The following is a 24,739-nucleotide window of genomic DNA, read 5'->3' as shown; positions in this document are numbered from 1 at the left end:
CGGCGGCCCACGTTAGCCGGACGGGTCGGTTACCTGGACCCGGACGGAGCAGGCGTCCGCCGCGGCCTTCTTCAGCACGGCCGCCCGCGGCTCAATGACGTCGAGATATGCGAGGCGGGGCAGCGGGAGATAGGGCCGCAACGGCGGTTGCTGCAGGACAAGGTCAGCCAGGGCCCGGTCACCGCCCGGCACCACGTACTCGAACGGCGCACCACCGAATACCCCAGCCGCTTGTTCCGCCACGGAGGCCACCAAGGCATCCGCCTGGTTGGAACGGCGCCGGGCAAACCGCTGCTGGGACTGGCCGCCCGCCGCGGTACGCGACTGAACGTACCGGGTCCCGGCCTTGGACGCCAGCAGCATGCCTTCGCATGCCACCCCGACGCCGTAGCCGCCCCGACGCACCAGGAGCAGTCCCAGCCGGCGCGGCTGGGACGCAAGGGCGGCCAGCCGATCCACCGGGCCGTTGCCGCGTCCGGGACGGCCGTCAGCCGGCCACGGCGCCTGCAGGAGCGCCTCAGTGCCGTCAGCGGCCAAAAGCCGGAGACCGTCGTCGTCATCCCGCAACCGGAAGCCGCCGTGGGAGGAGCCGAAGCGTTCCACCCAGCCGGCCAGCCGGGCGCCGGCCACGAATGCCGTCCGGACCGATGGCGGGCCGCCGGCGGAAGCGGTGGCGGGCATAAGTGTTCCTTCGCTGTGGTGGGGGCGGGAAAATGCAGGAGGGGACTGGAAGTAGCCTATCTATGTGGATGATCTCTTCGGGCACGGCCCAGAAAACGACGACGACGACGACGATGCCGTCGCCGAGGCAGGCGCCGGTACCGGAGGACAAGGCGCGCGAGGACAGGGTGCACGCGGACAGGGATCGCCGCGGAGCCCGCTGGCGGTGCGCATGCGGCCGCGCAGCGTGGATGAGGTGGTGGGCCAGCAGCACCTGCTCGGCCAGGGCTCACCCCTGCGGCAGCTGGCGGCGGGGGCCGACGCCGCAGGCCCGGCGGGTCCCAGCTCGCTGATCCTGTGGGGACCCCCGGGCACCGGCAAGACCACCCTTGCGCATGTCATTGCCCGCGGGCCCGGACGAAAATTCGTTGAACTGTCCGCCATCACGGCAGGGGTCAAGGACGTCCGGCGCGTCATGGACGACGCCCTGACGGCCCGCGACCTCTACAAGACCACCACCGTGCTCTTCCTTGACGAGATCCACCGGTTCAACAAGGCCCAGCAGGATGCGTTGCTGCCAGGGGTCGAAAACCGCTGGGTGGTCCTGGTGGCGGCCACTACCGAGAACCCGTCCTTTTCCGTGGTCTCCCCGCTGCTGTCACGGTCCCTGCTCCTGACGCTCAAGCCACTCACGGACGCCGATATAGAGGGCCTGCTGGTGCGGGCCGTGGAAGACCCCCGCGGTCTCGGCGGCAAGGTCAGGCTTGGCGACGAGGCCCTTGACCACCTGGTCCGGCTCTCCGGCGGCGACGCCCGCCGGGCGTTGACGGCGCTGGAAGCCGCGGCGGGGGTTGCCTTCGGCGACGCGGACGACGTCGAACGTTCCGTCCCGGAGGGCAGCGGCACCACAGAGCCGGTCACGGTGGAGTTGCGCCACACCGAGCGTGCCCTGGACGCTGCCGCGGTGCGGTACGACCGGGCCGGCGACCAGCACTATGACGTGGCCAGCGCCTTCATCAAGTCCATCCGGGGCTCCGACGTGGATGCCGCACTGCATTACCTCGCGCGGATGCTCGAAGCGGGGGAGGACCCCCGGTTCGTCGCCCGGCGGATCGTCATTTCCGCGGCAGAGGATGTGGGCATGGCGGATCCCACCGCGCTCCAGACGGCGGTGGCCGCAGCACAGGCAGTGCAGCTGATCGGGATGCCGGAAGGGCGGATCATCCTGGCCGAGGCAGTGGTCCACCTGGCCACCGCGCCGAAGTCCAACGCCGCCTATATGGGCATCAACAAGGCGATCGCCGATGTGCGGGCCGGCCTCGGGGTCGGAATCCCCGCCCACCTGCGCGATGCACACTATCCGGGCTCCAAGCAGCTGGGCCATGGTGTGGGCTACAAGTACGCCCACGATGCTCCGCACGGGGTGGCCAGCCAGCAGTATCCGCCGGATGACCTGGTGGGGCGGGACTACTACCAGCCAACGGGCAATGGAGCCGAACGGGACATCGCCGTGCGGCTGGAGCGGCTGCGGAAGATTGTGAGGGGCACGTAGCTGCCGTGGTAGGCTATATGTTTGTCTGGCAAGGCCCGGCGCACAATCTCCCCAATTTTACCGTTGAGAAGGTTATGCCCTGTGCCCAGTAGCAAAAGGCAGCGGTTGGCCGATGCTCTCCATCGTGGAGGCCAGTAACACTGACACACCGCAGATATTGGAAGGACACAAGTGGCTAACAACACTCGTGCTCGCCGTCAGGCCCGCCTCTCGCGGTCCCTCGGCATCGCTCTGACCCCCAAGGCCGCCAAGTACATGGAGCGCCGCCCGTACGGCCCCGGTGAGCATGGCCGCGCCCGCAAGAAGCAGGACTCCGACTACGCCGTACGTCTGCGCGAAAAGCAGCGCCTGCGCGCCCAGTACGGCATCCGCGAAGCACAGATGACCCGTGCCTTCGAAGAAGCCCGCCGCACCAAGGGCCTGACCGGTGAGAACCTCATCGAACTGCTCGAAATGCGCCTTGACGCCCTGGTCCTGCGTGCCGGCTTCGCCCGCACCATCGCCCAGGCCCGCCAGCTGGTTGTGCACCGCCACATCATGGTTGACGGCGTCCGCGTTGACCGTCCGTCGTTCCGCGTCGGCGAGGGCCAGCTGGTCCACGTCCACAGCCGCAGCGAGACCATGGTTCCGCTCCAGGTTGCCGCCGCCGGTGCCCACCGCGACGTCCTGCCTGCCGTTCCGGCCTACCTGGACGTCAAGCTGGAAGCCCTGCAGGCCCGCCTGGTCCGCCGCCCCAAGCGTTCGGAAATCCCGGTGACCTGCGAAGAGCAGCTCGTCGTCGAATTCTACGCACGCTAAATCCCAGCAGCGTATCCAAAGAAGCCCGTGGCAAGCGCCACGGGCTTCTTTGTATGTAAGGTACTTGGGGGACATCTGCGCATCGGGCCTTCCGGGCCCGGCCAGGATGGAACCCGACCACGGAATTTCGAGGAGATGAACGTCTATGTCTGGTGGCGATATTGCCGGCCTGATCGCTGCCGGGGTGTTCGCGCTCCTGGTGCTGCTGCTCGCGGTACCCATCCTGAAGCTGGGAAGTGTGTTCGACGAGGTGCGCACCGCCATCAAGTCCATCAGTGACGGCGCCACGCCCCTGATGGACGAGGTCACCGCCACCGTTTCGACCACCAACCAGCAGTTGAAGAAGGTCGACGGCATCTCGTCCAACGTCTCGGATGCATCCGCCAACATTTCCGCCCTGTCTTCGCTGGTCGCCGCCACGGTGGGTTCGCCGCTGATCAAGGTGGCCGCGTTCAGCTACGGCGTGCGCAGCGCCTTCGCGAACCGCAGGAAGCCCGCAGCCGGCCGCCGCAGCCGCTAGATTCGAAAAGAACGAACATGAAAAGAATTGTTTGGATGGGAATTGGCGTAGCCATCGGCGTCATCGCGTTCCGTAAAGTCACCGAGGCGCAGGCCAACCTCGGACCCGAAGGCCTCAACCGTGCTGTTGGGCGCCTGGCAGACGGCGTCTACGACTTCGCTGATGCCGTCCGGGCCGGGATGCGCGAGCGTGAGACCGACCTCCGCGCCGCACTGGGCGTCGACTCCGCGGAACTGGTGCGCCGCTGAGCCCCGGGGCAAGCAACGGCAGCCAACGAAAACCGGCAGGAACCAATCCCGGATCCCGCCACCTGAATTAACTTTCCGCGCCCGGCAGGAGCCGCGGACCACGAAGGGTAAGAAAACAGCTCATGAAGTCGCAGGAGATCACTAAGCGCTGGGTGGACTTTTTTGTCAGCAAGGGCCACACGGCGGTTCCCTCCGCATCGCTGGTCTCCAGCGACCCCTCGCTGCTGTTCACGGTGGCCGGCATGGTCCCGTTCATCCCCTACCTCACAGCCCGTGAGGAACCGCCCTACTCCCGTGCCACCAGCGTGCAAAAGTGCATCCGCACCGGTGACATCGAAGAAGTGGGCAAGACGGCCCGGCACGGCACCTTCTTCCAGATGTGCGGCAACTTCTCGTTCGGCGACTACTTCAAGGAAGACGCCATCAAGTTCGCGTGGGAGCTGCTCACCACGAGCGTTGACGACGGCGGCTACGGCCTTCCGCCCGAGCGGCTGTGGGTGACCGTCTACGAAGAGGACGACGAAGCCGAGGAACTGTGGCTCAAGAACACCGGCGTCCCCGCTGAACGCATCCAGCGGATGGGCAAGTCGGACAACTACTGGTCCACCGGCCAGCCGGGTCCGGCCGGGCCCTGCTCGGAGATCTACTACGACCGCGGACCGGCCTACGGCATCGAAGGCGGCCCGCTGGCTGACGAGACCCGCTACATCGAGATCTGGAACCTCGTGTTCATGCAGTATCAGATCGAGAACGTGCGCTCCAAGGTGGACTTCGACATCGTGGGCGAGCTGCCCAAGAAGAACATCGACACTGGCCTGGGCATGGAACGCCTCGCCATGATCCTGCAAGGTGTCGAGAACATGTACGAGACCGATCAGGTCCGGCCGGTCATCGACAAGGCCGCGGAACTCTCCGGCAAGGAGTACACCTCCGCTGAGACTCCCGAGGACCCCCACCACACGGACGACGTCCGGATGCGGGTTGTGGCCGACCACATCCGCTCGGCCCTAATGCTGATCTCCGACGGCGTCACCCCGTCCAACGAGGGCCGCGGCTACGTCCTGCGCCGCCTGATCCGGCGTGCCGTGCGCTCCATGCGCCTGCTGGGCGTCGAACAGGCCTGCCTGCCGGAGCTGCTGCCGGCGTCGCGGGATGCCATGAAGGGCGTGTACCCCGTCGTTGACACCGACTTCGCCCGGATCAGCCGCATCGCCTACGCCGAGGAGAAAGCGTTCCTGCGCACCATTGCGTCCGGGACTGCGCGGCTTGAGGACGCCGTGAAGGAATCCAAGGCAGCCAACAAGCCGCTGTCCGGCGAGGACGCCTTTACCCTCCATGACACCTACGGCTTCCCCATCGACCTCACGCTCGAGATGGCCGAAGAGGCGGGCTTGAAGGTTGACGAGGCTGCCTTCCGCAGCCTGATGCAGGAACAGCGCCAGCGCGCCCAGGCAGATGCCAAGGGCAAGAAGGGCGGCCACGCAGACGTCACCGTGTTCCAGGAGCTCCTGGGCCAGGGTGAGACGGTCTTCACCGGCTACACCGAACTCGAAGGCGAGTCCCGTGTCCGCGGCCTCCTGAGCGCCGGACGCAAGGTCCAGCAGGCTGCCACCGGCGACGAAATCGAACTCGTGCTCGCCGAAACCCCGTTCTACGCCGAGGCCGGCGGCCAGGCTGCCGACACTGGCCTCATTACCGGTGACGGGTTCGTCGTCGAGGTCCTGGACGTCCAGCGCCCCATCAAGGGCCTGAGCGTACACAAGGCGATCGTCCGCGAAGGCGAGATCGGCGCGGACTCGCTGGTGCGCGCCGCCGTCGACCGTGAACGCCGGCACGCCGCCGAGCAGGCCCACACGGGCACGCACATCGTGCATGCCGCCCTGCACCAGATCCTCGGGCCGGAGGCCACCCAGCGCGGCTCCTTCAACAAGGCCGGCTACCTGCGCTTCGACTTTGCCTGGGGCGAAGGCCTGAGCACGGCGACGCGTTCAGAAATCGAAGAGGTGTCCAACCTTGCCATCCGCAACAACTACGCGGTGGAAACGAAGATCATGGGCCTGGCCGAGGCGAAGGCCATGGGTGCCATGGCCCTCTTCGGCGAGAACTACGGCAGCGAAGTACGCGTGGTGGAAATCGACGGCGCGTGGTCGCGCGAGCTTTGCGGCGGCACCCACGTTGCCAACACCTCGCTGATCGGCAGCCTGTCCCTCCTGGGCGAACAGTCCGTCGGTTCAGGCAACCGGCGCGTGGAAGCCTTCGTGGGCATGGAAGCCTTCCGCCACCTTGCCGCCGAGCGGGCCCTGGTGACCGAACTGACCGACCTGCTGAAAGTCCCGTCCGGCCAGCTCGCCGACAGGATTTCCGCCACGCTGGCCAAGCTGAAGGCCACCGAGAAGGAACTGGACCGCCTCCGCAAGGAACAGTTGGCCGCCTCTGCCGCGCGGCTGGTGGACACGGCCAAGGACGCCGGGGGAGTGAAGGTGCTGGCCCACGACGCCGGCACCGTCAGTGGAGCCGACGACCTCCGCGGCCTGGCCCTGGACCTGCGCAACCGGCTCGGCTCGGCGGCCTCCGCGGTTGCCGTCGCCGGTGTCGCCAACGACCGTCCGCTGATCCTGGTGGCCACCAACGAGGCAGCCAGGGAGGCCGGCGTCAAAGCCGGTGCGCTGGTCCGGATCGCCGCCGGCGTTCTCGGCGGTGGCGGTGGCGGCAAGGACGATGTTGCCCAGGGTGGAGGGACCGACGCCGGAAAGGTTGGCGCCGCGCTGGCCGCCGTCGTTGACGCCATTTCCGCGCGCTAATCCTGTCATGACCAATCCTGCAGCTGCCGGCGGCTACCCCCAGGGCGTCAAACTGGGGGTGGACGTGGGCACCGTCCGGGTAGGGGTGGCCCTGTGCGACCGCGACGGGATCCTGGCCACGCCCTACAAGACCCTTGACCGGAACGCCAAGAAGAACTCGGACGTGCGGGTCATCGCCAAACTGGCGGAGGAACAGGGAGCCGTCCAGGTTTTCGTGGGACTGCCGCGCACCATGAAGGGCGAAGAACACGCGTCCGCCAGGATGGCCACGGACTACGCCCTGCTGCTGGTTGAAGAGCTTTCCGCCCGCGGTTTGGCGGTCCCGGTGAACCTCGTGGACGAGCGGCTGAGCAGCGTTACGGCGCACCGGAACCTGCACGAAGCTGGCATGAGCAGCAGGAACCACCGTAAAGTAGTTGATCAGGTCGCGGCGGTGGGTATCCTTCAGCACGCCATCGACATGCAGAAAGCCAGGGGAGCGGATGTCGGCTCACGCGTGACAGCGCCATCCCCGACCGTGGACCTGGGGGCCGGTGGGGTGGACGAACCAGTCCGCGCCATCTCCGCAGACACGGCCCGATTTTCAGATAATGGAAGGCAACAGTGAGCCCTGCCAACATTGACGACACTTCCGGCCCGCAGGACGCCGGGGACGCGAGGCCGTTGACCCGCAAGGAACTGCGCGCACGCGAAAAGAGCCTCAATACCGGCGGCCACGACGCCGTCCCCGAGCAGGCCTATGAGACGGGCGAGGTCCCGCCGCCTCCCGTCGCGCCGCCGGCAACCGCACCCTCGGCCGGAGAACCAACCTTTGCTCCGCTGCCGGGCGCCGAGGACGTGCCGGCTGCCCCCGATGCGCCGCGATCCATCCAGGACGGACCGCACCCCGGTGACTCCCACCCCGCTGGAGCCTGGAGTAACGGGCTTTCCGCCGGAACCCACCACGACGCCGTTGCGCCGCCGCATGACGACGTGCAGGTTGGCGACGACGTACACCAGCACGAGGAGCTGGCGCATGTCCCGGATACGGAGCACCCCGGGGACGCGTACGCCTACGCGGACGTTGCACACCACCAGGACGTACAGCACCACGACGACGTGGCCCACCACCCGGACCACGCCACCTTCGCCGACGGCCACCATGACGCCGACGGGCACCATTACGGGGAAATCCCCGACGACCATTCATACGACGCCGGATACCACGACGATGCGCATACGGATGCTGCCCACCCGGATGCCGCCCATGAGCTGCTTCCCGTGTCCTCGGCAGCCCAGTCAGTGCCCCGGCCCTCGAAGAAGGTCCGGCGCCGGCGCAGGTTGCTGGCGCTGTTCCTGACGCTCGCTGTGTTCGTGACGGCCGTGGCCGTGGGCGCGCAGTTCCTCAAGCCCCTCCTCGGCAGCGGCAAGCCATCGGACTTCCCCGGACCGGGGACCGGCGAGGTCCACGTGACCGTGGCAAGCGGCGAGGGCACCCGGTCCGTAGCTGTGGACCTTGAGAACCAGCGGGTCGTCGCCAATGCCGACACCTTCATGCAGGCGTTCCATGCCTCCGGCGCAACGCTGTCGCCGGGCGACTACGTCTTCAAGACCGAAATGAAGAACGCCGACGCCGTTGATGTCCTGGCCGGCAAAGACAAGTCCAAGGTCATCTACTTCGCCCTGAGCGCAGGTCTGCGGATCGGTGAGTCGCTGCAGGCAGTTTCCGAGGGTTCGGGCGTTTCCATCCAGCAGCTGCAGGCCCTGAGCAACCAGCCTGCCCAGTTTGGATTGCCGGCAAACGCGAAGAACCTTGAAGGTTACCTCGCCCCCGGAGAATACCGCTTCCCGCTCGGAACCCCGGCCAAGGACATCCTGCAGGCCCTCGTGAAAGCCACCACCGATGAGCTGGTGTCGCAGGGAATCACCGACCCCGCCAAGCAGTACGAGGCCGTCATTGTGGCCAGCATTGTCCAGGCCGAGGGTGGCCAGGCCGATTACGGCGACGTGGCCGGTGCGATCTATAACCGGCTCAAGCCGAACGACCAGACCGGCGGTTTCCTCCAGGTGGATTCGGCGGTGACTTACGGCTTGGGCACCAAGAGCCTGAACTTCACGGATGACCAGCGTAAGGACAAGTCCAACCCGTACAACACCTATGCCAACCCCGGACTCCCGCCGGGCCCCATTGGTTCGCCCGGCAAGACTGCCATCGACGCGGCAGCACGGCCCAAGTCCAATGACTACCTGTACTGGGTGACCGTCAACCTGGACACCAACGAAACGAAGTTCGCGAAGACGCTCGCCGAACATAACGTCAACGTTGAGCAATACAACGCGTGGTGCAAGGCTAACGCGGGCCGCTGCACATGAGCCTGCGGGCTGCCGTCCTGGGCCACCCGATCAGCCACTCAAAGTCTCCCGCGCTGCACCTTTCGGCGTATGAGCGGCTGGGCGCGGCCATCAGCTACACGGCCATCGACGTCACCGAGCAGTTGCTGCCGTCGTTCATGCGCCAGATCCGGAACCAGCCCGGCTGGCGCGGGCTCTCGGTGACCATGCCGCTGAAGACCGCCATGCTTGATGAAGTGGACGAAGTCCGCGGAGTGGCGCAGACCCTGGGGGTCGTGAACACAGTCACCTTCGAGGAATCCGGCGGCGCAGTGAAGACGGTAGGTTCCAACACCGACGTCCCGGGGATCGTGAATGCCCTGCGCCACGCCGGGACGGCTGCGGCGCCGTCCGCCGTCATCCTCGGCGGCGGCGGCACGGCGGCGTCGGCTGTTGCTGCCCTCAAGGAACTTGGCACCACCACGGTCCAGGTGTACGTCCGTGATTCGTCGCGGACGTCGGACGTCCGCGCCGCTGCGGGCAGCCTGGGGGTCGCGCTGGAGGTCCGCCCCCTCACCGCCGCCGCGCGCCCGACGTCGGAAGCCGACGTCGTCATCTCCACCTTGCCGCCACGCGCGGCCGACGGGCTCGCCGCCGAAATCGCCGCCTTGAAGACGACGACGCCGGGAGTCCTCCTGGACGTCGCCTACGATCCCTGGCCCAGCCTGGTGGCCTCTGTGTGGCAGGCCGGAGGCGGCCGCGTGGTGCCCGGCCTGGAGATGCTGTTGTACCAGGCGGTGGAGCAGGTGCGGCTTTTCACCCGGCGCGGGGAAGACGTTAACGCAGCTGTCATAGATGTGATGTGTGACGCAGTCGGCCTTGCCCGACGGGCGTTCTGACCGCCCTACGTGGCAGGATGGAAATTATGCGTTGGTTGACTGCCGGTGAATCCCATGGCCCGGCTTTGATGGGAATTATTGAGGGCGTCCCGGCTGGTGTGGAAATCACCAGCGGGGACATCGCAGACTCCCTGGCCCGCCGCCGGCTCGGCTACGGCCGCGGCGCACGGATGAAATTCGAGCAGGACGTGGTCACCATCCTTGGCGGTGTACGGCACGGCCGCACCCAGGGCGGTCCCGTCGCCATCCAGGTGGGCAACACCGAATGGCCCAAATGGGAGCAGATCATGTCTGCCGACCCCGTTGACGCTGAACTCCTCGCCGACCAGGCCCGCAACGCACCGCTGACGCGGCCCCGTCCGGGCCACGCCGACTTCACCGGCATGCAGAAATACGGGTTTGATGAAGCGCGTCCTGTCCTGGAACGCGCCAGCGCCCGCGAAACGGCAACCCGGGTGGCCCTCGGCACCGTGGCAGCCCGGTTCCTCCGGCACCTCGGCATCGAACTGGTCAGCCACACCGTCTCGATCGCCAGCGTCACCGTGCCCGAAGGCCGGCCGCTGCCGTTGCCCGGCGATGTCATCGCGTTGGACACGGATCCGCTGCGCTGCTTCGACCGCGAAACCTCCGACGCGATGGTTGCGGAGGTCGACGCCGCGCACAAAGAAGGCGAAACGCTGGGAGGCGTGGTCGAGGTCCTCGCCTACGGGCTTCCGCCGGGACTTGGCAGCTACGTGCACTGGGACCGCCGGCTCGATGCCCGGCTGGCCGCAGCGCTCATGGGCATCCAGGCCATCAAGGGCGTGGAGGTGGGCGACGGTTTCCTGACCGCTGCACGCCGGGGTTCAGCCGCCCACGACGAAATTGTCCGTGACGGCAAGGGCCGGATCGGCCGTGCCAGCAACCGGGCCGGCGGTATCGAAGGCGGCATGAGCATCGGCGACGTCCTCCGGGTCCGCGCCGCCATGAAACCGATCGCCACCGTGCCGCGCGCCCTGCGCACCATCGACGTCAGCACCGGCGAACCGGCCAAGGCCCACCACCAGCGCTCCGACGTCTGTGCCGTCCCGGCTGCGGGCGTCGTGGCCGAGGCCATGGTGGCACTGGTCCTGGCCGAAGCTGTCATGGAAAAGTTCGGTGGTGACTCCGTGCCGGAAACCGCCCGCAACATCAAGGGTTACCTGGACAACATCCCGGCTTCCCTGGACTCGATCGGCCAGTAGTGCTCCATCACAGCAGTACCGGCCCCGCAGGCGGCCGGCCGATCGTGCTCATCGGCCCCATGGCCGTCGGCAAATCGGCCATCGGCCAGCAACTGGCGCAACAGCTGGGCGCCCGCTTCATTGACACCGACGCCGTCATCGTTGCCGGCCACGGTTCCATCGCCGATATCTTCGCGGGCCGCGGGGAGCACGCGTTCCGCGAAATCGAAGCCCGGACCGTCGCCGACGCCGTTGAGGACGCGGCCGGGACCACCACGGTGATTTCCCTGGGCGGCGGGGCCGTACTGGACTCCGGGACCCAGCAGCTCATGGGCCGCTGCACCGTGGTCTACCTCGAATGCGACGCTGATACGGTGGCAGGCAGGATCGCCCGGAACTCGGGCCGGCCACTCCTCGCCGGCGACGCCATGGGCCGCTGGACAGCAATGTTTGCCACCCGCAGGCCGGTCTACGAGAGGCTGGCCGACATCACCCTGGACGTCCGCCACGGCTCCATACCCGAGCTCGGCGCACGGCTGGAAGCAGCACTGCGGCACCACGCAGCTGCCAAACAGGAAGTTGAGAAGTGAACACTCAATCAACAGTCATCAACGTCACCGGCGAAGGTGCTGGAAACAACTACGGCGTCGTCGTGGGGCGCGGCCTGCTTGGAGAACTTCCCGCCCTGTTGGGTGAACGCGTCCGCCGGGTGCTGGTGATCCACCCCCGCGCGCTGCGCCTCACCGGAGACACCGTCCGCGACGAGCTGGCCGAGGCCGGCTTCACCTCGCTTACGGCGGAAATCCCGGACGCCGAGGAAGGCAAGCACATCCAGGTCGCGGCATTCTGCTGGCAGGTCCTGGGCCAGAACGACTTCACCCGCTCGGACGCCATCGTGGCTGTGGGCGGGGGAGCAGTCACCGACCTCGCCGGCTTCGTTGCCGCTACGTGGCTGCGCGGCGTCAAGGTCATCCACATGCCCACCAGCCTGCTGGGCATGGTGGACGCCTCGGTAGGCGGCAAAACCGGCATCAACACCGCGGAAGGAAAGAACCTCGTGGGGGCGTTCCACCCGCCCGCGGCCGTCCTGGCCGACCTGGACACGCTGGAAACGCTGCCGAAGAACGAGATCATTTCCGGGCTTGCCGAGGTCATCAAGTGCGGCTTCATTGCCGACCCCGCCATCCTCGATCTCGTGGAGAAAGACCCGGCCGCAGTGGTGGACCCCCGCTCCGACGCGCTGCGCGAGCTGATTGAACGCGCCATCGCCGTCAAGGCGAAGGTGGTTTCCGAGGACCTCAAAGAATCCGGGCTCCGGGAAATCCTGAATTACGGACACACCCTGGGCCACGCCATCGAGCTGGTGGAACGCTACTCGTGGCGGCACGGCGCAGCCGTGTCCGTGGGCATGATGTTTGCGGCCGAACTTGCCCGCAGCGTGGGCAGGCTCAGCGATGCCGACGCCGACCGGCACCGAAGCATCCTGGACGGCCTTGGGCTGCCGGTCACCTATCGCCGGGACCGCTGGCAGGGTCTGCTGGATGGGATGCGCCGCGACAAGAAGTCCCGCGGCGACCTGCTGCGTTTCGTGGTGCTGGACGGAATCGCCAAGCCGGGCATCCTTGATGTGCCGGACACCTCGCTGCTGTTCGCCGCGTACCAGGAAATTGCGTCCTGATGCAGGGCGACATGAATGGCACCGCCGACTGGCCCCAGGCCGGATTTCCCGGCATCCGCATAAACCCGGATACCTTGATGCCCCAGATCGTCAACGAGGACGCTGTCCGGGAAGCCCTGTCGGCCTCCACCGACCCCGCGGACCACATTTTCGTCCTGTTGGTCGAGGGCCATGCCTCCGAAGCGGCTGAACTGCTGGCCGAAGCACGGTTCAAGGACCCGGAATCGTTCCGGCTGCGCGTTTTCGAAGCCGAGGTATTGAGCGTCACCCACCGGATGGACCGCGCCATAGAGCTGTTCCGGCAACTCCTGGCCGAGGTGCACGGCACGCCCCGCGAAGCGCTGGCACTGCAGTTCCTGGGCAAGGCCCAGTACGCAGCCGGCCAGACCTCGGCCGCCGTTGAGTCGTTCTCCAAGGCGCTGGACCTGCGGGTGGCGCAGTCCGCGGATGCTGCCCAAATCTATTCCTCCACCGTGGCGCTCCAGCGTGCACGGGACATCCTGGAATTGGCCTGCTGAGGAGGTAGGCGGCGGCAGCGGACAAGCTGCCCGGTATTTACCGGTAGAATGGTTGTGGAATTTTTGCATCCACGCGATTTTTGACAAACACGTGCAGGCGGGCCGCTTTGGTTTGCCCGCCCGGCATACAGCACCTGGCCCACACGGCCGGATAAAGGAACCAGAGGAAACCAGTGGCAACCACTAACGACATTAAGAACGGAACGGTCCTGAAGCTTGAGGGCCAGTTGTGGAACATCATCGAGTTCCAGCACGTCAAGCCCGGCAAGGGCGGCGCCTTTGTCCGCACCAAGATGCGCAACGTGATGTCCGGCAAGGTTGTCGACAAGACCTTCAACGCCGGCCTCAAGATTGAGACGGCCACCGTCGACCGCCGCGATTACCAGTACCTGTACCAGGACGGCGCGGACTTCGTGTTCATGGACACCTCCGACTACGACCAGATCACCGTTTCCGGGGCCACGGTGGGGGACGCCACCAACTTCATGCTGGAGAACCAGATGGTGAACATCGCCATCCACGACGGCAACCCGCTCTACATCGAACTGCCGCCGAGCGTCGTCCTCGAAATCACCTACACCGAGCCGGGCCTGCAGGGCGACCGCTCGTCCGCCGGCACCAAGCCTGCCACCCTGGAAACGGGTTACGAGATCCAGGTGCCGCTGTTCATCGAGAACAACACCAAGGTCAAGGTGGACACCCGCGACGGCAGCTACCTGGGCCGGGTCACCGAGTAGTGAGCGCCCGCGGTAAAGCCCGCAACAGGGCACTGGATGTTCTTTTCGAGGCGGAGCAACGCTCTGTTTCGGCATTTGACGTGCTCCGCGCACGCCGGGAAAAGACCGACCAGGTGGTCAACCCCTACACCTTGGAAATCGTTGAGGGCGTAGTGTCCCAGCAGGCAGCCATTGATGAGTTCCTGGAGACCTACTCGCAGGGCTGGAGCCTGGAACGGATGCCGTCAGTGGACCGCATCATCCTCCGCATCGGTACCTGGGAGCTCCTGTACAACGACGACGTCCCCGACGGAGTGGCGGTCAGCGAAGCCGTTGCACTGGCCAAGACGCTGTCCACGGATGAGTCTCCGCAGTTCATCAACGGCCTGCTCGGGCGCTTGCAACAGCTGAAGCCTTCGCTGCTCGCCTAGCGAAGAGCCCAGGTTTGCGGCGTCAGCCGAACGCCAAGGGGCCCGCCGGACATCCGGCGGGCCCCTTCTGCGTTCTCAACGGGCGATGGCCGCCCGGAGCTCCAGGATCCTTTGGAGCTGGTGCCGCTCCTCGGCCTGGTGAAGAGGCACGTCCCGCCCGCTCAGGATCCGCTGGCGGATATTCGCGAGCTGTGTGGCCGCCTTCAGGAACTGCTTCATCTGCGGTTTCCGGCCCGCGGTGGCGGCCCAGGACAACGCCGTGCGCCTTCCGGCGGGGGTCGCCAGGAGCTGCACCTCGTCCGGCGTGAACCAGCCCGCGGCCGAATACTCCAGCAGCCGCTGCCGGGTCAGGCGCTTCTCGGCAACCCGAAGGAAGATGATGCCTGCCACCGCCAGCAGGAAGATCGGAACCTGGACCATGATGTAGTCCAGCAGGAAGCCCCTGCCCATGCTGTTCCACCTGTTGTGCAGGAACATGGCCGGCAGCAGCCCTGCCAGGAAGGCTCCCACGGACGCTCCGGTATGCCACTTCCGCGCGGCGAACCCCATCACCAGTCCCGTGGTTCCGGTGAAGATCGCGTGCGCGAAGGGCGACATCACGCCGCGGAGGAAGAAGATCTGGGCGAGGTCGCTGGCTGGGGAAGCCGATTCGGCCACGGCCCTGCCGAAGTAGAGGATGTTCTCGGTGAAGGCGAACCCGCCGGCGATGGTGAAGGCAAAAACGACGCCGTCAACGGGCCCGTCGAATTGCCGTCGCGCTGCCAGCAGGATGATCAGCAGGCCCAGGGACTTGGCAAATTCCTCGACCACGGGCGCCTGCACGGTGGCCATATACGTCTGCAGGTCCGCCTGGTCCGTGAACTGGAACGCGATCACAAAGAACGGCTGGATGAGCAGGGTCACCGCAACGGATACCGCAGCACCCCACACGAAGGCAAACAACAACAGCCGCTTCGGCTCCGGTTCCCACCTGTCGATAATGTGGACCGCCGCCAGGACCACTGACAAAGGAACCAGGGACGCGAGGAACCCGATCAGGAATCCGCCGGCGCCGGTATTGGACAGCAGGAACGGGACCACCAGGAACAGGCTCAGGAACGCGAGCACACCGCCTGCGATGGACAGTCCCGCCAGTCCGGTCCGTGCCCGGGATACCCGCAGCGCAGTCCCCGGGAGGTGCGGACCGACCGTGGCCAGGGGCTGGCCGCCGTGCCCCGGTGCCGGGCGGTAGTGTCCTGGATGGACCTGGCCCATCCAGCTGGGGTTGGCCTGCCGGGGGACCGGCCCGGGTGCTTCGCGGTAGGGGTCCTCGGGGAGCCCTGGTGTTGGTTGCTGCGGATACGTCGGCATAACGGAAAGCCTAGGCGGGGGGCGCCGGAGCGCCAAGGAACCACGAATCCGCGCCAGCCGATGTGACCAGCAACGCGTCTCCCGGGCGCAGGCACGGCGAGGCGATGTGGTAATTTTGAACAGCAAATGTTCCTTTTTTAATTCCGTCCTGTGAGGCGGGGAAAGGGGAGACGAGCGTTGACTTCTGTCACCAGCGCACCGGTTCCAGCCAGGGTTGTCCTCAGCCAGGCGGACATCGACCGGGCACTCACTCGTATCGCCCACGAGATCCTCGAAGCCAACAAGGGATCCCGGGACTTGGTCCTGCTGGGCATTCCCCGCCGCGGATACCCGCTGGCTGTCCGGCTGGCCGAAAAAATCGCGGCTGCCGACGCCACCGTGGACGCCGCCGCCATCGTGGGCCAGCTTGACGTCACCATGTTCCGCGACGATCTTTCCCACCAGGGGACCCGGCCGCCGTACCCCACCAAACTGCCCCGGACGGGGATCGACAACAAGGTAGTGGTGCTGATTGACGACGTCCTGTACTCGGGACGCACCATCCGCGCCGCTCTGGACGCCCTCGTTGACCTCGGCCGCCCGCGCATCGTCCGGTTGGCCGTCCTGATCGACCGGGGCCACCGCGAACTTCCCATCCGTGCTGACCATGTGGGCAAAAACCTGCCCACCTCCTCCGCCGAAAAGGTACGGGTCCGGCTCGAGGAGACCGACACACCCCAAGGCGGATCACCGGTCAACGAAGTCGTGATCGAGGGCGGCGCATGAAACACCTCCTGTCCACCCAGGACCTCAGCCTTGAAAATGCCATCCGCATCCTGGACACCGCCGAGGAAATGTCTGCCGTGGGCGAGCGGGAGGTCAAGAAACTCCCGGCCCTGCGCGGACGCACGGTGGTCAACCTTTTCTTCGAGGACTCCACCCGGACCCGGATCTCCTTTGAAGCCGCAGCCAAGCGGCTCTCTGCCGATGTGATCAACTTCGCCGCGAAGGGGTCCTCGGTATCCAAGGGAGAATCCCTCAAGGACACCGCCCAGACGCTGTCCGCCATGGGGGCCGACGCCGTCGTCATCCGCCACTGGGCTTCCGGCGCGCCGCATCGGCTCGCCGCAACGGACTGGATCGACGCCGGCGTCATCAACGCCGGTGACGGCACCCACGAACACCCCACCCAGGCCCTCCTGGACGCCTTCACCATGCGCCGGCACTGGGCGCGGCTGGCCGGAACGGCGTCGGAGGGAACAGACCTCAAAGGCCTGCGCGTCGCGATCGTCGGCGATGTCCTGCACTCACGCGTGGCACGGTCCAACGTCTGGTTGCTCCGGACCCTGGGCGCGGAGGTCACCTTGGTGGCGCCACCCACCCTGCTGCCGGTCGGCGTCGAACAATGGCCCTGCAGTGTCAGCTATGACCTCGACCAAACCCTGGCAAACGGCGTGGACGCCGTCATGATGCTCCGGGTCCAGGGCGAACGCATGAACGCCTCGTTCTTCCCCAGTACCAGGGAATACTCCCGCCGCTGGGGCTTCGACGACAACCGGCTCCGCGCCCTGGACGACCTCGGCATGACAGACACCATCATCATGCACCCAGGTCCCATGAACCGGGGCCTGGAAATCAGCGCCGCCGCAGCCGACTCACCCCGGTCCACCGTCCTGGCACAGGTCCGCAACGGCGTGTCCGTTCGGATGGCCGCACTGTACCTGCTGCTCTCCGGGGATTCCCGCGAACCAGCCGCAACCCGGGCCCCGGCCTACACCACCGCCGCGCCCATCAAGGAGAGCATCTGATGACGACCACCACCGGAACCTACCTCATCAAGGGCGCCTCCATCCTGGGCGGCGAAGCCTCGGACGTGCTGATCCGTGACGGCATCATCGCCGAGATCGGCCACGGCCTGGATGCCGGCGGAGCCACGGTGATCGACGCCGCCGGCTGCGTGGCGTTGCCCGGCATGGTGGATGTCCACACCCACCTGCGCGAACCCGGCCGCGAGGACGCCGAAACCGTCGAAACCGGAACCCGCGCAGCGGCCTTGGGTGGTTACACGGCTGTCCATGCCATGGCCAACAGCACCCCCGTCGCCGACACCGCCGGCGTCGTCGAGCAGGTCTACACCCTGGGCCGGGCCGCAGGCTGGGTGGACGTGCGTCCGGTCGGGGCCGTCACGGTCGGACTGGCGGGGGAGCAGCTGGCGGAACTTGGCGCCATGGCCGACTCCCGCGCCCGGGTCCGGATGTTCTCCGACGACGGCATCTGCGTCCACGATCCCGTCCTGATGCGCCGGGCGCTGGAATACGTCAAGGCGTTCGACGGCGTCGTGGCCCAGCACGCGCAGGAACCCCGCCTCACCGCCGGGGCACAGATGAACGAGGGCGACGTCTCCGCGGTTCTCGGCCTGACCGGCTGGCCTGCCGTCGCCGAGGAAAGCATCATCGCCCGCGACGTCCTGCTGGCCCAGCATGTCGGCTCGCGGCTGCACGTCTGCCACGTATCCACGGCAGGCTCCGTGGAAATCATCCGCTGGGCCAAGGAACGGGGCATCGACGTCACCGCCGAGGTGACCCCGCACCACCTGCTGCTGACCGATGACCTCGTGCGCAGCTACGACCCCGTCTTCAAGGTCAACCCGCCGCTGCGCACCGATGCCGACGTCCAGGCATTGCGTGCCGGGCTCGCAGACGGCACGATCGACGTTGTGGGTACCGACCATGCACCGCACCCCAGCGAGCACAAGGAATGTGAATGGGCGCAGGCCGCCATGGGCATGACCGGACTTGAAACGGCCCTCTCAGTCGTGCAGCACGCCATGATCGAAACCGGACTGATGACGTGGGCGGACTTCGCCCGCGTCACCTCCACGGCCGCGGCGAAGATCGGGCGGCTGTCCGACCAGGGACGGCCCATCGAAGCCGGTGAGCCCGCCAACCTCATTTTGGTGGACCCGGCAGCCCGCTGGACCGTCGATCCGTCCACGATGGCCACCATGGGCCGCAACTCGCCGTTCAAGGGCCGGGAACTGCCGGGCAAGGTGGTGGCCACCTTCTACAAGGGACACCCCACGGTGCTCGAGGGTGCACTGAACACGCCCCACCCCGACGCCGCAGCCACCACGGCGGGCGTTGCCTGATGGACAAAATCCTCCCCGGACTTGCCATGCTGGCGGTCGTCGCCGTCGTCTTTGTCCTCCTGGGCATCGGCTGGCGCAACCGGCTCAGGCGCCAGGCCGACGTCGAACAGCTGCCCGAGGTGCCTGCGGCACCCGGTGAACCCGCCGCCGTCGCCGAAGGGCAGTACGTTGCCACCACCACCGCCGGTGACTGGCTCGACCGGATCGCCGTCCACGGCCTCGGGATCCGCACCAACGCAACCCTCGCGGTCTACCCGCACGGCGTCCTCTACGAACGGGCCGGAGCGCCGGCGCTCTACATCCCTGCCGCTTCCCTGACAGGTGTCCGGCAGGACAGCGGCATGGCCGGGAAGTTCGTCGAGAAAGACGGCTTGCTCGTGCTGGCCTGGATGCTCGGCGCGCATGAGCTTGACACCGGCTTCCGGACCCGCCGCGCCGCCGACAAAGAAGTGCTTTACCAGGCCCTTCAGGAATTGATTTCGTCAGCCCCAGCGGCTGGTGCCACCAGTGGAAAGTAAGACAGTGAAAGCGAATACATTGACAGCAACCACCTCCGCTCCTGTGTCAGCCCCCGCTGCGCTGGTTCTCGAAGACGGCCGCATTTTCCGAGGCACCAGCTATGGCGCCACCGGCACCGCCCTGGGCGAGGCCGTCTTCGCCACCGGCATGACCGGCTACCAGGAAACCATTACCGACCCGTCCTATGCCCGCCAGCTTGTGGTACAGACGGCACCCCACATCGGCAACACCGGTGTGAACACCGAGGACGCCGAGTCCCGGCGGATCTGGGTGGCCGGCTACATTGTCCGGGACGCTGCCCGCCGGCCCTCCAACTGGCGCTCCGAGCGCTCCCTTGACGAGGAACTGGTGGCCCAGGGCATCGTCGGCATCCAGGGCGTGGACACCCGAGCCATCACCCGCCACCTGCGCGAGCACAAGACCATGCGCGCCGGCATCTTCTCCGGCGGGGCGGCAGGGGCCACGGACAAGGAACTGCTCGACGCCGTCCTGGCCAGTGCGCCCATGGAAGGTTCCCGCCTGGCCGAGGAGGTCAGCGTCGACGAAGCCTACGTCGTGGAACCGAAGGACCACGGCTGGGAAGGTGAACCCCGGTTCACCATCGCGGCGATCGACCTCGGCATCAAGGCCATGACCCCGGTACGGTTCGCCGAGCGGGGCGTCCGCGTCCACGTGCTGCCGGCCACCGCCACCCTTGAGGATGTCAAGGCCGTCAACCCGGACGGTTTCTTCATGTCCAACGGCCCTGGCGACCCAGCGACCGCAGACGCCCAGGTCAAGCTGCTCCGCTCAGTCCTGGACGAAAAGCTGCCGTACTTCGGCATCTGCTTCGGCAACCAGATCCTGGGCCGGGCATTGGGCTTTGGCACGTACAAGCTCCGCTACGGACACCGCGGCATCAACCAGCCCGTGATGGACCGCCGCACCGGGAAGGTCGAAATCACCTCCCAGAACCATGGCTTCGCCGTGGACGCCCCGCTCGACGGCGCCACCCAGGCGCCGGAATCACGGTACGGCCGGGTGGAAGTCAGCCACATCAGCCTGAACGACGATGTTGTGGAAGGCCTCGCCTGCCTGGATATCCCTGCGTTCTCCGTGCAGTACCACCCCGAAGCTGCCGCCGGCCCGCACGACGCCGCGTACCTGTTCGACCGCTTCATCGACCTGATGGCGGACACCAAGGACGCTGAAACCAAGACTGCCAACGACAACAAGACCGAGGACAAGAAGTAATGCCAAAACGTACAGACCTCAAAAGCGTCCTCGTCATTGGTTCCGGCCCGATCGTCATCGGCCAGGCCGCCGAATTCGACTACTCCGGCACGCAGGCCCTGCGTGTCCTCAAGGAGGAGGGCCTTCGCGTCATCCTCGTGAACTCCAACCCGGCCACCATCATGACCGACCCCGAGTTCGCCGACGCCACCTACGTTGAGCCCATCACCCCTGAGGTGGTGGAGAAGATCATCGCCAAGGAACGGCCGGACGCCGTCCTGCCCACCCTGGGCGGCCAGACCGCGCTGAACACCGCCATCGCCCTGGACAAGAACGGTGTACTGGAGAAGTACAACGTCGAGCTGATCGGTGCCAACATCGCCGCTATCGAGCTGGGCGAGGACCGGGAAAAGTTCAAGGGCGTCGTGGAGCGCTGCGGCGCGGAATCCGCCCGCAGCCACATCATCCACAGCATGGATGAAGCCCTCACGGCAGCCGACGACCTGGGCTACCCCATGGTGGTCCGCCCCTCCTTCACCATGGGCGGCCTGGGCTCCGGACTGGCCTACAACGAGGACGACCTGCGCCGCATTGTCGGCCAGGGCCTGCAGTACAGCCCCACCAGCGAGGTGCTGCTCGAGGAGAGCATCCTGGGCTGGAAGGAATACGAGCTCGAAATGATGCGGGACAAGAACGACAACGTGGTGGTCGTCTGCTCCATCGAGAACTTCGACCCCGTGGGCGTGCACACCGGCGACTCCATCACCGTTGCTCCGGCGCTGACCCTCACTGACCGCGAGTACCAGAAGCTGCGCGACGTCGCCATCGCCGTCATCCGCGAGGTGGGCGTCGATACCGGCGGCTGCAACATCCAGTTCGCCATCGACCCCGCCACCGGCCGTGTGGTGGTCATCGAAATGAACCCGCGCGTCTCCCGCTCCTCCGCACTGGCTTCCAAGGCCACCGGCTTCGCGATCGCCAAGATCGCCACCAAGCTCTCGCTGGGCTACACCCTGGACGAGATCCCCAACGACATCACCCAGAAGACCCCGGCGTCCTTCGAACCCACCCTCGACTACGTGGTGGTCAAGGTGCCGCGCTTCGCCTTCGAGAAGTTCCCTGCGGCGGACAACACCCTTACCACCACCATGAAGTCGGTGGGCGAGGCCATGGCGATGGGCCGCAACTTCACCGAAGCACTGCAGAAGGCACTGCGCTCCCTGGAACAGAAGGGCTCGCAGCTGGACTTCAGCAGCGTCCCTGAATGGGAAGTGGCCGAACTCATCGAAAAGGCCAAACGCCCCACCACCGAGCGCCTGCACCAGGTCCAGCGCGCCCTCCTGGGCGGCGCCACCGTGGATCAGCTTTTCGAGGCCACCAAGATCGATCCCTGGTTCCTTGACCAGCTCCAGCTGCTCAACGAGATCTCCCGCGAAATCCGCCAGGCCGGTGCTCTGACAGCGGACATGCTCAAGCGCGCCAAGCGCCACGGTTTCTCGGACGAGCAGATCGGCTCCCTCACGCACAACCCTGAGGCAGTGGTCCGGGGCGTCCGCCAGGCCCTCGGCATCCGCCCCGTCTACAAGACCGTGGACACCTGCGCCGCCGAATTCGCCGCCTACACGCCGTACCACTACTCGGCCTATGACGAGGAGGACGAGGTCGCGCTGCACTCCAAGCCGTCCATCCTGATCCTCGGCTCAGGCCCCAACCGCATCGGCCAGGGCATCGAGTTCGACTACTCCTGCGTCCACGCGTCCATGGCGCTCCGCAAGGCCGGCTATGAGACCGTCATGGTCAACTGCAACCCGGAAACCGTCTCCACCGACTACGACGTCTCCACCCGGCTGTACTTCGAGCCCCTTACGCTGGAGGACGTCCTCGAGGTCATCGCGGCCGAGGAACGCACGGGCGGCGTCATGGGCGTGTTCGTCCAGCTCGGCGGCCAAACCCCGCTGAAGCTGGCGCAGCAGCTCGCCGACGCCGGCGTGCCCATCCTGGGTACCTCACCGGAGGCCATCGACCTCGCCGAGCACCGTGGCGCCTTCTCCCGCGTGCTGGACAAGGCCGGCTTGGTGGCGCCGAAGAACGGTACGGCCGTCTCCTTCGAGGACGCCAAGAAGATTGCCGATGAGATTGGCTACCCCGTCCTGGTCCGCCCGTCCTACGTGCTGGGCGGCCGCGGCATGGAAATCGTCTACGACGAGCCGAACCTCTCGCGCTACATCGCCAACGCCACCGAGATCACCCCGGACCACCCGGTCCTGATCGACCGGTTCCTGGAAGACGCCGTCGAGATCGACGTCGATGCCCTCTTCGACGGCACCGACATGTACCTGGGCGGCATCATGGAACACATCGAGGAAGCCGGCATCCACTCCGGTGACTCCGCCTGCGTCCTGCCGCCCATCACCCTGGGCAGCAACGTCATAGAACGGGTCCGCGTGGCCACCCGCGCCATCGCCGAGGGCGTGGGCGTGCGCGGACTGATCAACATCCAGTTCGCGCTGGCCTCGGACGTCCTGTACGTCCTGGAAGCCAATCCGCGCGCCTCCCGGACCGTGCCGTTCGTGTCCAAGGCCACCGGCGTCCAGATGGCCAAGGCCGCCGCGCTGATCGGCACCGGCGTGACCATCAACCAGCTGCGCAGCGCCTACAAGATGCTGCCCGAAACCGGCGATGGATCCACCCTCCCGCTGGACGCGCCCGTGGCCGTCAAGGAAGCCGTACTGCCGTTCAGCCGGTTCCGGACGCTCGAGGGCAAGGTGGTGGACTCCCTGCTCGGGCCCGAGATGCGTTCCACCGGCGAAGTCATGGGCATCGACAAGCACTTCGACACCGCCTTCGCCAAGAGCCAGGCGGGCGCGAACAACGCCCTGCCCACCGAAGGCAAGGTCTTCGTGTCCGTGGCCGACCGGGACAAGCGCTCGGTGATCATGGGCGTCAAGCGGCTCTCGGACCTCGGTTTCGAGATCGTCTCCACCGGCGGCACCGCCGATGTCCTGCGCCGCAACGGCATCCAGGCCACCCCGGTACGCAAGGTGGCCGAGGGCAGCAGCGCCGAAGGGGAAGGCACCATCGCCGACCTCATCGTCGCGGGAGAGATCGACATGGTCTTCAACACCCCGTCCGGCGGCGAAGCCCGCAGCGACGGCTACGAGCTCCGGGCCGCGGCCACGTCCATCGGCATTCCGTGCATCACCACGGTGGCCGAGTTCAACGCCGCCGTCCAGGCCATCGAAGCCATGCGCACCTACGAGTGGTCCGTCACCAGCTTGCAGGAGCACGCGGCCGCCCTTGCCGAGTCGCAGCAGAAGGCGGCCCTGCAGCATGCCTGAGCAGGTACCGGGCGCCGGCCGGGAGTCCTTTGGCTCCCGGCTGGGCGCCGCTATGGCATCCCGCGGTCCGCTCTGCGTAGGCATCGACCCGCACCCGGCGCTGCTGGAAAGCTGGGGCCTGGACGACGACGCCGCCGGGCTGAGGCGGTTTTCGCTGACGGTCCTCGAGGCCGTGGCTCCGCTCGCTGCCGCGGTGAAGCCCCAGGTGGCCCTTTACGAACGGCATGGATCCGCCGGCATTGCCGTGCTGGAAGAGGTCCTGGCCGGGGCCCGCGAGCAGTCGGTGCTCAGCATCGCCGATGCCAAGCGCGGGGACATCGGATCCACCATGGCCGCCTACGCCGACGCGTGGCTCCGTGACGGCTCCCCGCTGGCGGCGGACTCGGTCACCCTCAGCCCCTATCTCGGGTTCGAGTCCTTGCGGCCGGCGCTGGACCTTGCCGCGGACACAGGCCGGGGCGTGTTCGTCCTCGCCCTGACGTCCAACCCGGAAGGCGCCTCCGTCCAGCACGTTGGCGGCAGCGATTCGGTGGCGCGCAGGATCACCACCGCCGCAGCCGCGGAGAACGCCCGCTACGCAGGAAACCTGGGGTCCGTGGGCCTGGTGGTGGGCGCCACCGTTGGCACAGCGCTGACGGACCTCGAGCTGGACCTCGCAGCAGTCCGCGGCCCCATCCTGGCGCCAGGCCTTGGCGCCCAGGGAGCTACCCCTGCCGACCTCCGGGCCACGTTCGGCGCCGCGTACCCGCTGGTCCTGGGAACCTCCAGCCGGGACATCCTCTCGGCGGGACCCCGGCCGGGCGGATTGCGGGAAGCTGCCCAGCGCACCTTGGACGGGCTGCGGGGACAATAGTCCGCCA

General features: G+C 66.9%; 23 protein-coding genes. 21 read left to right on the top strand and 2 right to left on the bottom strand.

Annotation, left to right across the window (positions count from 1 at the left end; translation table 11 throughout):
• Positions 1 to 12: 12 nt before the first annotated feature.
• A complete protein-coding gene (locus C563_RS0107570; RefSeq protein ID WP_018761440.1) occupies positions 13 to 681 on the bottom strand; it encodes an acVLRF1 family peptidyl-tRNA hydrolase in 669 nt (222 codons plus the stop codon).
• A gap of 64 nt (positions 682 to 745) precedes the next feature.
• Here C563_RS0107570 and C563_RS0107565 point away from each other — a divergent pair, with 64 nt between their 5' ends.
• The 14 genes from C563_RS0107565 to nusB all read left to right on the top strand — a co-directional run bounded on the left by C563_RS0107565 (position 746) and on the right by nusB (position 14,333).
• Entirely contained in the window at positions 746 to 2,212 is a 1,467-nt protein-coding gene (locus C563_RS0107565) for a replication-associated recombination protein A (RefSeq protein WP_018761439.1), read from the top strand.
• Between the two features lie 171 nt (positions 2,213 to 2,383).
• Positions 2,384 to 3,010: a 30S ribosomal protein S4 gene (rpsD, locus tag C563_RS0107560; RefSeq protein ID WP_009357431.1), complete on the top strand. Its 627-nt coding sequence runs from the start codon at positions 2,384 to 2,386 to the stop codon at positions 3,008 to 3,010.
• A gap of 145 nt (positions 3,011 to 3,155) precedes the next feature.
• Positions 3,156 to 3,530 (top strand): DUF948 domain-containing protein, encoded by a 375-nt coding sequence (locus C563_RS0107555; RefSeq protein WP_018761438.1) that lies wholly within the window; start codon positions 3,156 to 3,158, stop codon positions 3,528 to 3,530.
• Positions 3,531 to 3,565: 35 nt separating this feature from the next.
• Positions 3,566 to 3,778, top strand: coding sequence for a hypothetical protein (locus C563_RS0107550; protein WP_018761437.1), 213 nt, complete (start codon positions 3,566 to 3,568; stop codon positions 3,776 to 3,778).
• A 122-nt stretch (positions 3,779 to 3,900) separates the two neighbouring features.
• Positions 3,901 to 6,579 carry an alanine--tRNA ligase gene (gene alaS, locus C563_RS0107545; RefSeq protein ID WP_018761436.1) on the top strand — a complete coding sequence of 893 codons (2,679 nt, stop codon included), beginning with the start codon at positions 3,901 to 3,903 and terminating at the stop codon, positions 6,577 to 6,579.
• 7 nt (positions 6,580 to 6,586) lie between these two features.
• Positions 6,587 to 7,186 carry a Holliday junction resolvase RuvX gene (gene ruvX / locus C563_RS0107540; RefSeq protein ID WP_018761435.1) on the top strand — a complete coding sequence of 200 codons (600 nt, stop codon included), beginning with the start codon at positions 6,587 to 6,589 and terminating at the stop codon, positions 7,184 to 7,186.
• The gene (gene mltG, locus C563_RS0107535) at positions 7,183 to 8,931 is read left to right on the top strand and encodes an endolytic transglycosylase MltG (RefSeq protein ID WP_018761434.1); all 1,749 of its coding nucleotides are present in this window, start codon (positions 7,183 to 7,185) and stop codon (positions 8,929 to 8,931) included. Before ruvX ends, mltG begins: the two co-directional genes overlap by 4 nt.
• A complete protein-coding gene (locus C563_RS0107530; protein ID WP_018761433.1) occupies positions 8,928 to 9,788 on the top strand; it encodes a shikimate dehydrogenase in 861 nt (286 codons plus the stop codon). The genes mltG and C563_RS0107530 overlap by 4 nt, the downstream gene beginning before the upstream one ends.
• 23 nt (positions 9,789 to 9,811) lie before the next feature.
• Positions 9,812 to 11,011 carry a chorismate synthase gene (gene aroC / locus C563_RS0107525; RefSeq protein ID WP_026264491.1) on the top strand — a complete coding sequence of 400 codons (1,200 nt, stop codon included), beginning with the start codon at positions 9,812 to 9,814 and terminating at the stop codon, positions 11,009 to 11,011.
• Positions 11,011 to 11,580: a shikimate kinase gene (locus C563_RS0107520; RefSeq protein WP_018761431.1), complete on the top strand. Its 570-nt coding sequence runs from the start codon at positions 11,011 to 11,013 to the stop codon at positions 11,578 to 11,580. The genes aroC and C563_RS0107520 overlap by 1 nt, the downstream gene beginning before the upstream one ends.
• Positions 11,577 to 12,668: a 3-dehydroquinate synthase gene (aroB, locus tag C563_RS0107515; RefSeq protein ID WP_018761430.1), complete on the top strand. Its 1,092-nt coding sequence runs from the start codon at positions 11,577 to 11,579 to the stop codon at positions 12,666 to 12,668. The genes C563_RS0107520 and aroB overlap by 4 nt, the downstream gene beginning before the upstream one ends.
• A complete protein-coding gene (locus C563_RS0107510) occupies positions 12,668 to 13,186 on the top strand; it encodes a tetratricopeptide repeat protein (RefSeq protein WP_018761429.1) in 519 nt (172 codons plus the stop codon). Before aroB ends, C563_RS0107510 begins: the two co-directional genes overlap by 1 nt.
• A gap of 173 nt (positions 13,187 to 13,359) precedes the next feature.
• The gene (gene efp / locus C563_RS0107505) at positions 13,360 to 13,923 is read left to right on the top strand and encodes an elongation factor P (protein ID WP_018761428.1); all 564 of its coding nucleotides are present in this window, start codon (positions 13,360 to 13,362) and stop codon (positions 13,921 to 13,923) included.
• On the top strand, positions 13,923 to 14,333 hold the full coding sequence (nusB, locus tag C563_RS0107500; RefSeq protein WP_018761427.1) for a transcription antitermination factor NusB: 411 nt from the start codon (positions 13,923 to 13,925) through the stop codon (positions 14,331 to 14,333). Before efp ends, nusB begins: the two co-directional genes overlap by 1 nt.
• Before the next feature lie 75 nt (positions 14,334 to 14,408).
• Here nusB and C563_RS0107495 read toward each other — a convergent pair whose 3' ends face one another.
• Positions 14,409 to 15,683: a PrsW family intramembrane metalloprotease gene (locus tag C563_RS0107495; RefSeq protein WP_018761426.1), complete on the bottom strand. Its 1,275-nt coding sequence runs from the start codon at positions 15,681 to 15,683 to the stop codon at positions 14,409 to 14,411.
• 177 nt (positions 15,684 to 15,860) lie between these two features.
• Between C563_RS0107495 and pyrR the strand changes: the two genes are divergently transcribed.
• The 7 genes from pyrR to pyrF are packed head-to-tail and all read left to right on the top strand — an operon-like array spanning position 15,861 to position 24,732.
• Positions 15,861 to 16,448 carry a bifunctional pyr operon transcriptional regulator/uracil phosphoribosyltransferase PyrR gene (gene pyrR, locus C563_RS0107490; protein WP_018761425.1) on the top strand — a complete coding sequence of 196 codons (588 nt, stop codon included), beginning with the start codon at positions 15,861 to 15,863 and terminating at the stop codon, positions 16,446 to 16,448.
• Positions 16,445 to 17,470, top strand: coding sequence for an aspartate carbamoyltransferase catalytic subunit (locus C563_RS0107485; RefSeq protein WP_018761424.1), 1,026 nt, complete (start codon positions 16,445 to 16,447; stop codon positions 17,468 to 17,470). Before pyrR ends, C563_RS0107485 begins: the two co-directional genes overlap by 4 nt.
• Positions 17,470 to 18,810 carry a dihydroorotase gene (locus C563_RS0107480; RefSeq protein WP_018761423.1) on the top strand — a complete coding sequence of 447 codons (1,341 nt, stop codon included), beginning with the start codon at positions 17,470 to 17,472 and terminating at the stop codon, positions 18,808 to 18,810. The genes C563_RS0107485 and C563_RS0107480 overlap by 1 nt, the downstream gene beginning before the upstream one ends.
• Positions 18,810 to 19,328, top strand: coding sequence for a PH-like domain-containing protein (locus C563_RS0107475; RefSeq protein ID WP_018761422.1), 519 nt, complete (start codon positions 18,810 to 18,812; stop codon positions 19,326 to 19,328). The genes C563_RS0107480 and C563_RS0107475 overlap by 1 nt, the downstream gene beginning before the upstream one ends.
• Positions 19,309 to 20,562, top strand: a complete 1,254-nt coding sequence (carA, locus tag C563_RS0107470) for a glutamine-hydrolyzing carbamoyl-phosphate synthase small subunit (RefSeq protein WP_026264490.1) — start codon at positions 19,309 to 19,311, stop codon at positions 20,560 to 20,562. The genes C563_RS0107475 and carA overlap by 20 nt, the downstream gene beginning before the upstream one ends.
• Entirely contained in the window at positions 20,562 to 23,879 is a 3,318-nt protein-coding gene (carB, locus tag C563_RS0107465) for a carbamoyl-phosphate synthase large subunit (RefSeq protein WP_018761420.1), read from the top strand. Before carA ends, carB begins: the two co-directional genes overlap by 1 nt.
• Positions 23,872 to 24,732, top strand: a complete 861-nt coding sequence (gene pyrF, locus C563_RS0107460) for an orotidine-5'-phosphate decarboxylase (RefSeq protein ID WP_018761419.1) — start codon at positions 23,872 to 23,874, stop codon at positions 24,730 to 24,732. The genes carB and pyrF overlap by 8 nt, the downstream gene beginning before the upstream one ends.
• Positions 24,733 to 24,739 lie beyond the last annotated feature (7 nt).

This window comes from Arthrobacter sp. 135MFCol5.1 (assembly GCF_000374865.1).
GTDB lineage: Bacteria > Actinomycetota > Actinomycetes > Actinomycetales > Micrococcaceae > Arthrobacter.
The sequence above is the reverse complement of the archived record's forward strand: the minus strand, read 5'-3'. Positions and strand labels throughout refer to the sequence as shown.

Bases quoted from the DNA above. Each gene is read 5' to 3' on its own strand.
- C563_RS0107550 (WP_018761437.1), top strand. From the start codon at position 3,566: ATGGGAATTGGCGTAGCCATCGGCGTCATCGCGTTCCGTAAAGTCACC.
- pyrF (WP_018761419.1), top strand. From the start codon at position 23,872: ATGCCTGAGCAGGTACCGGGCGCCGGCCGGGAGTCCTTTGGCTCCCGG.
- ruvX (WP_018761435.1), top strand. From the start codon at position 6,587: ATGACCAATCCTGCAGCTGCCGGCGGCTACCCCCAGGGCGTCAAACTG.
- C563_RS0107570 (WP_018761440.1), bottom strand. From the start codon at position 681: ATGCCCGCCACCGCTTCCGCCGGCGGCCCGCCATCGGTCCGGACGGCA.
- C563_RS0107480 (WP_018761423.1), top strand. From the start codon at position 17,470: ATGACGACCACCACCGGAACCTACCTCATCAAGGGCGCCTCCATCCTG.
- C563_RS0107485 (WP_018761424.1), top strand. From the start codon at position 16,445: ATGAAACACCTCCTGTCCACCCAGGACCTCAGCCTTGAAAATGCCATC.
- C563_RS0107555 (WP_018761438.1), top strand. From the start codon at position 3,156: ATGTCTGGTGGCGATATTGCCGGCCTGATCGCTGCCGGGGTGTTCGCG.
- C563_RS0107530 (WP_018761433.1), top strand. From the start codon at position 8,928: ATGAGCCTGCGGGCTGCCGTCCTGGGCCACCCGATCAGCCACTCAAAG.
- alaS (WP_018761436.1), top strand. From the start codon at position 3,901: ATGAAGTCGCAGGAGATCACTAAGCGCTGGGTGGACTTTTTTGTCAGC.
- C563_RS0107475 (WP_018761422.1), top strand. From the start codon at position 18,810: ATGGACAAAATCCTCCCCGGACTTGCCATGCTGGCGGTCGTCGCCGTC.
- carB (WP_018761420.1), top strand. From the start codon at position 20,562: ATGCCAAAACGTACAGACCTCAAAAGCGTCCTCGTCATTGGTTCCGGC.
- C563_RS0107495 (WP_018761426.1), bottom strand. From the start codon at position 15,683: ATGCCGACGTATCCGCAGCAACCAACACCAGGGCTCCCCGAGGACCCC.
- C563_RS0107510 (WP_018761429.1), top strand. From the start codon at position 12,668: ATGCAGGGCGACATGAATGGCACCGCCGACTGGCCCCAGGCCGGATTT.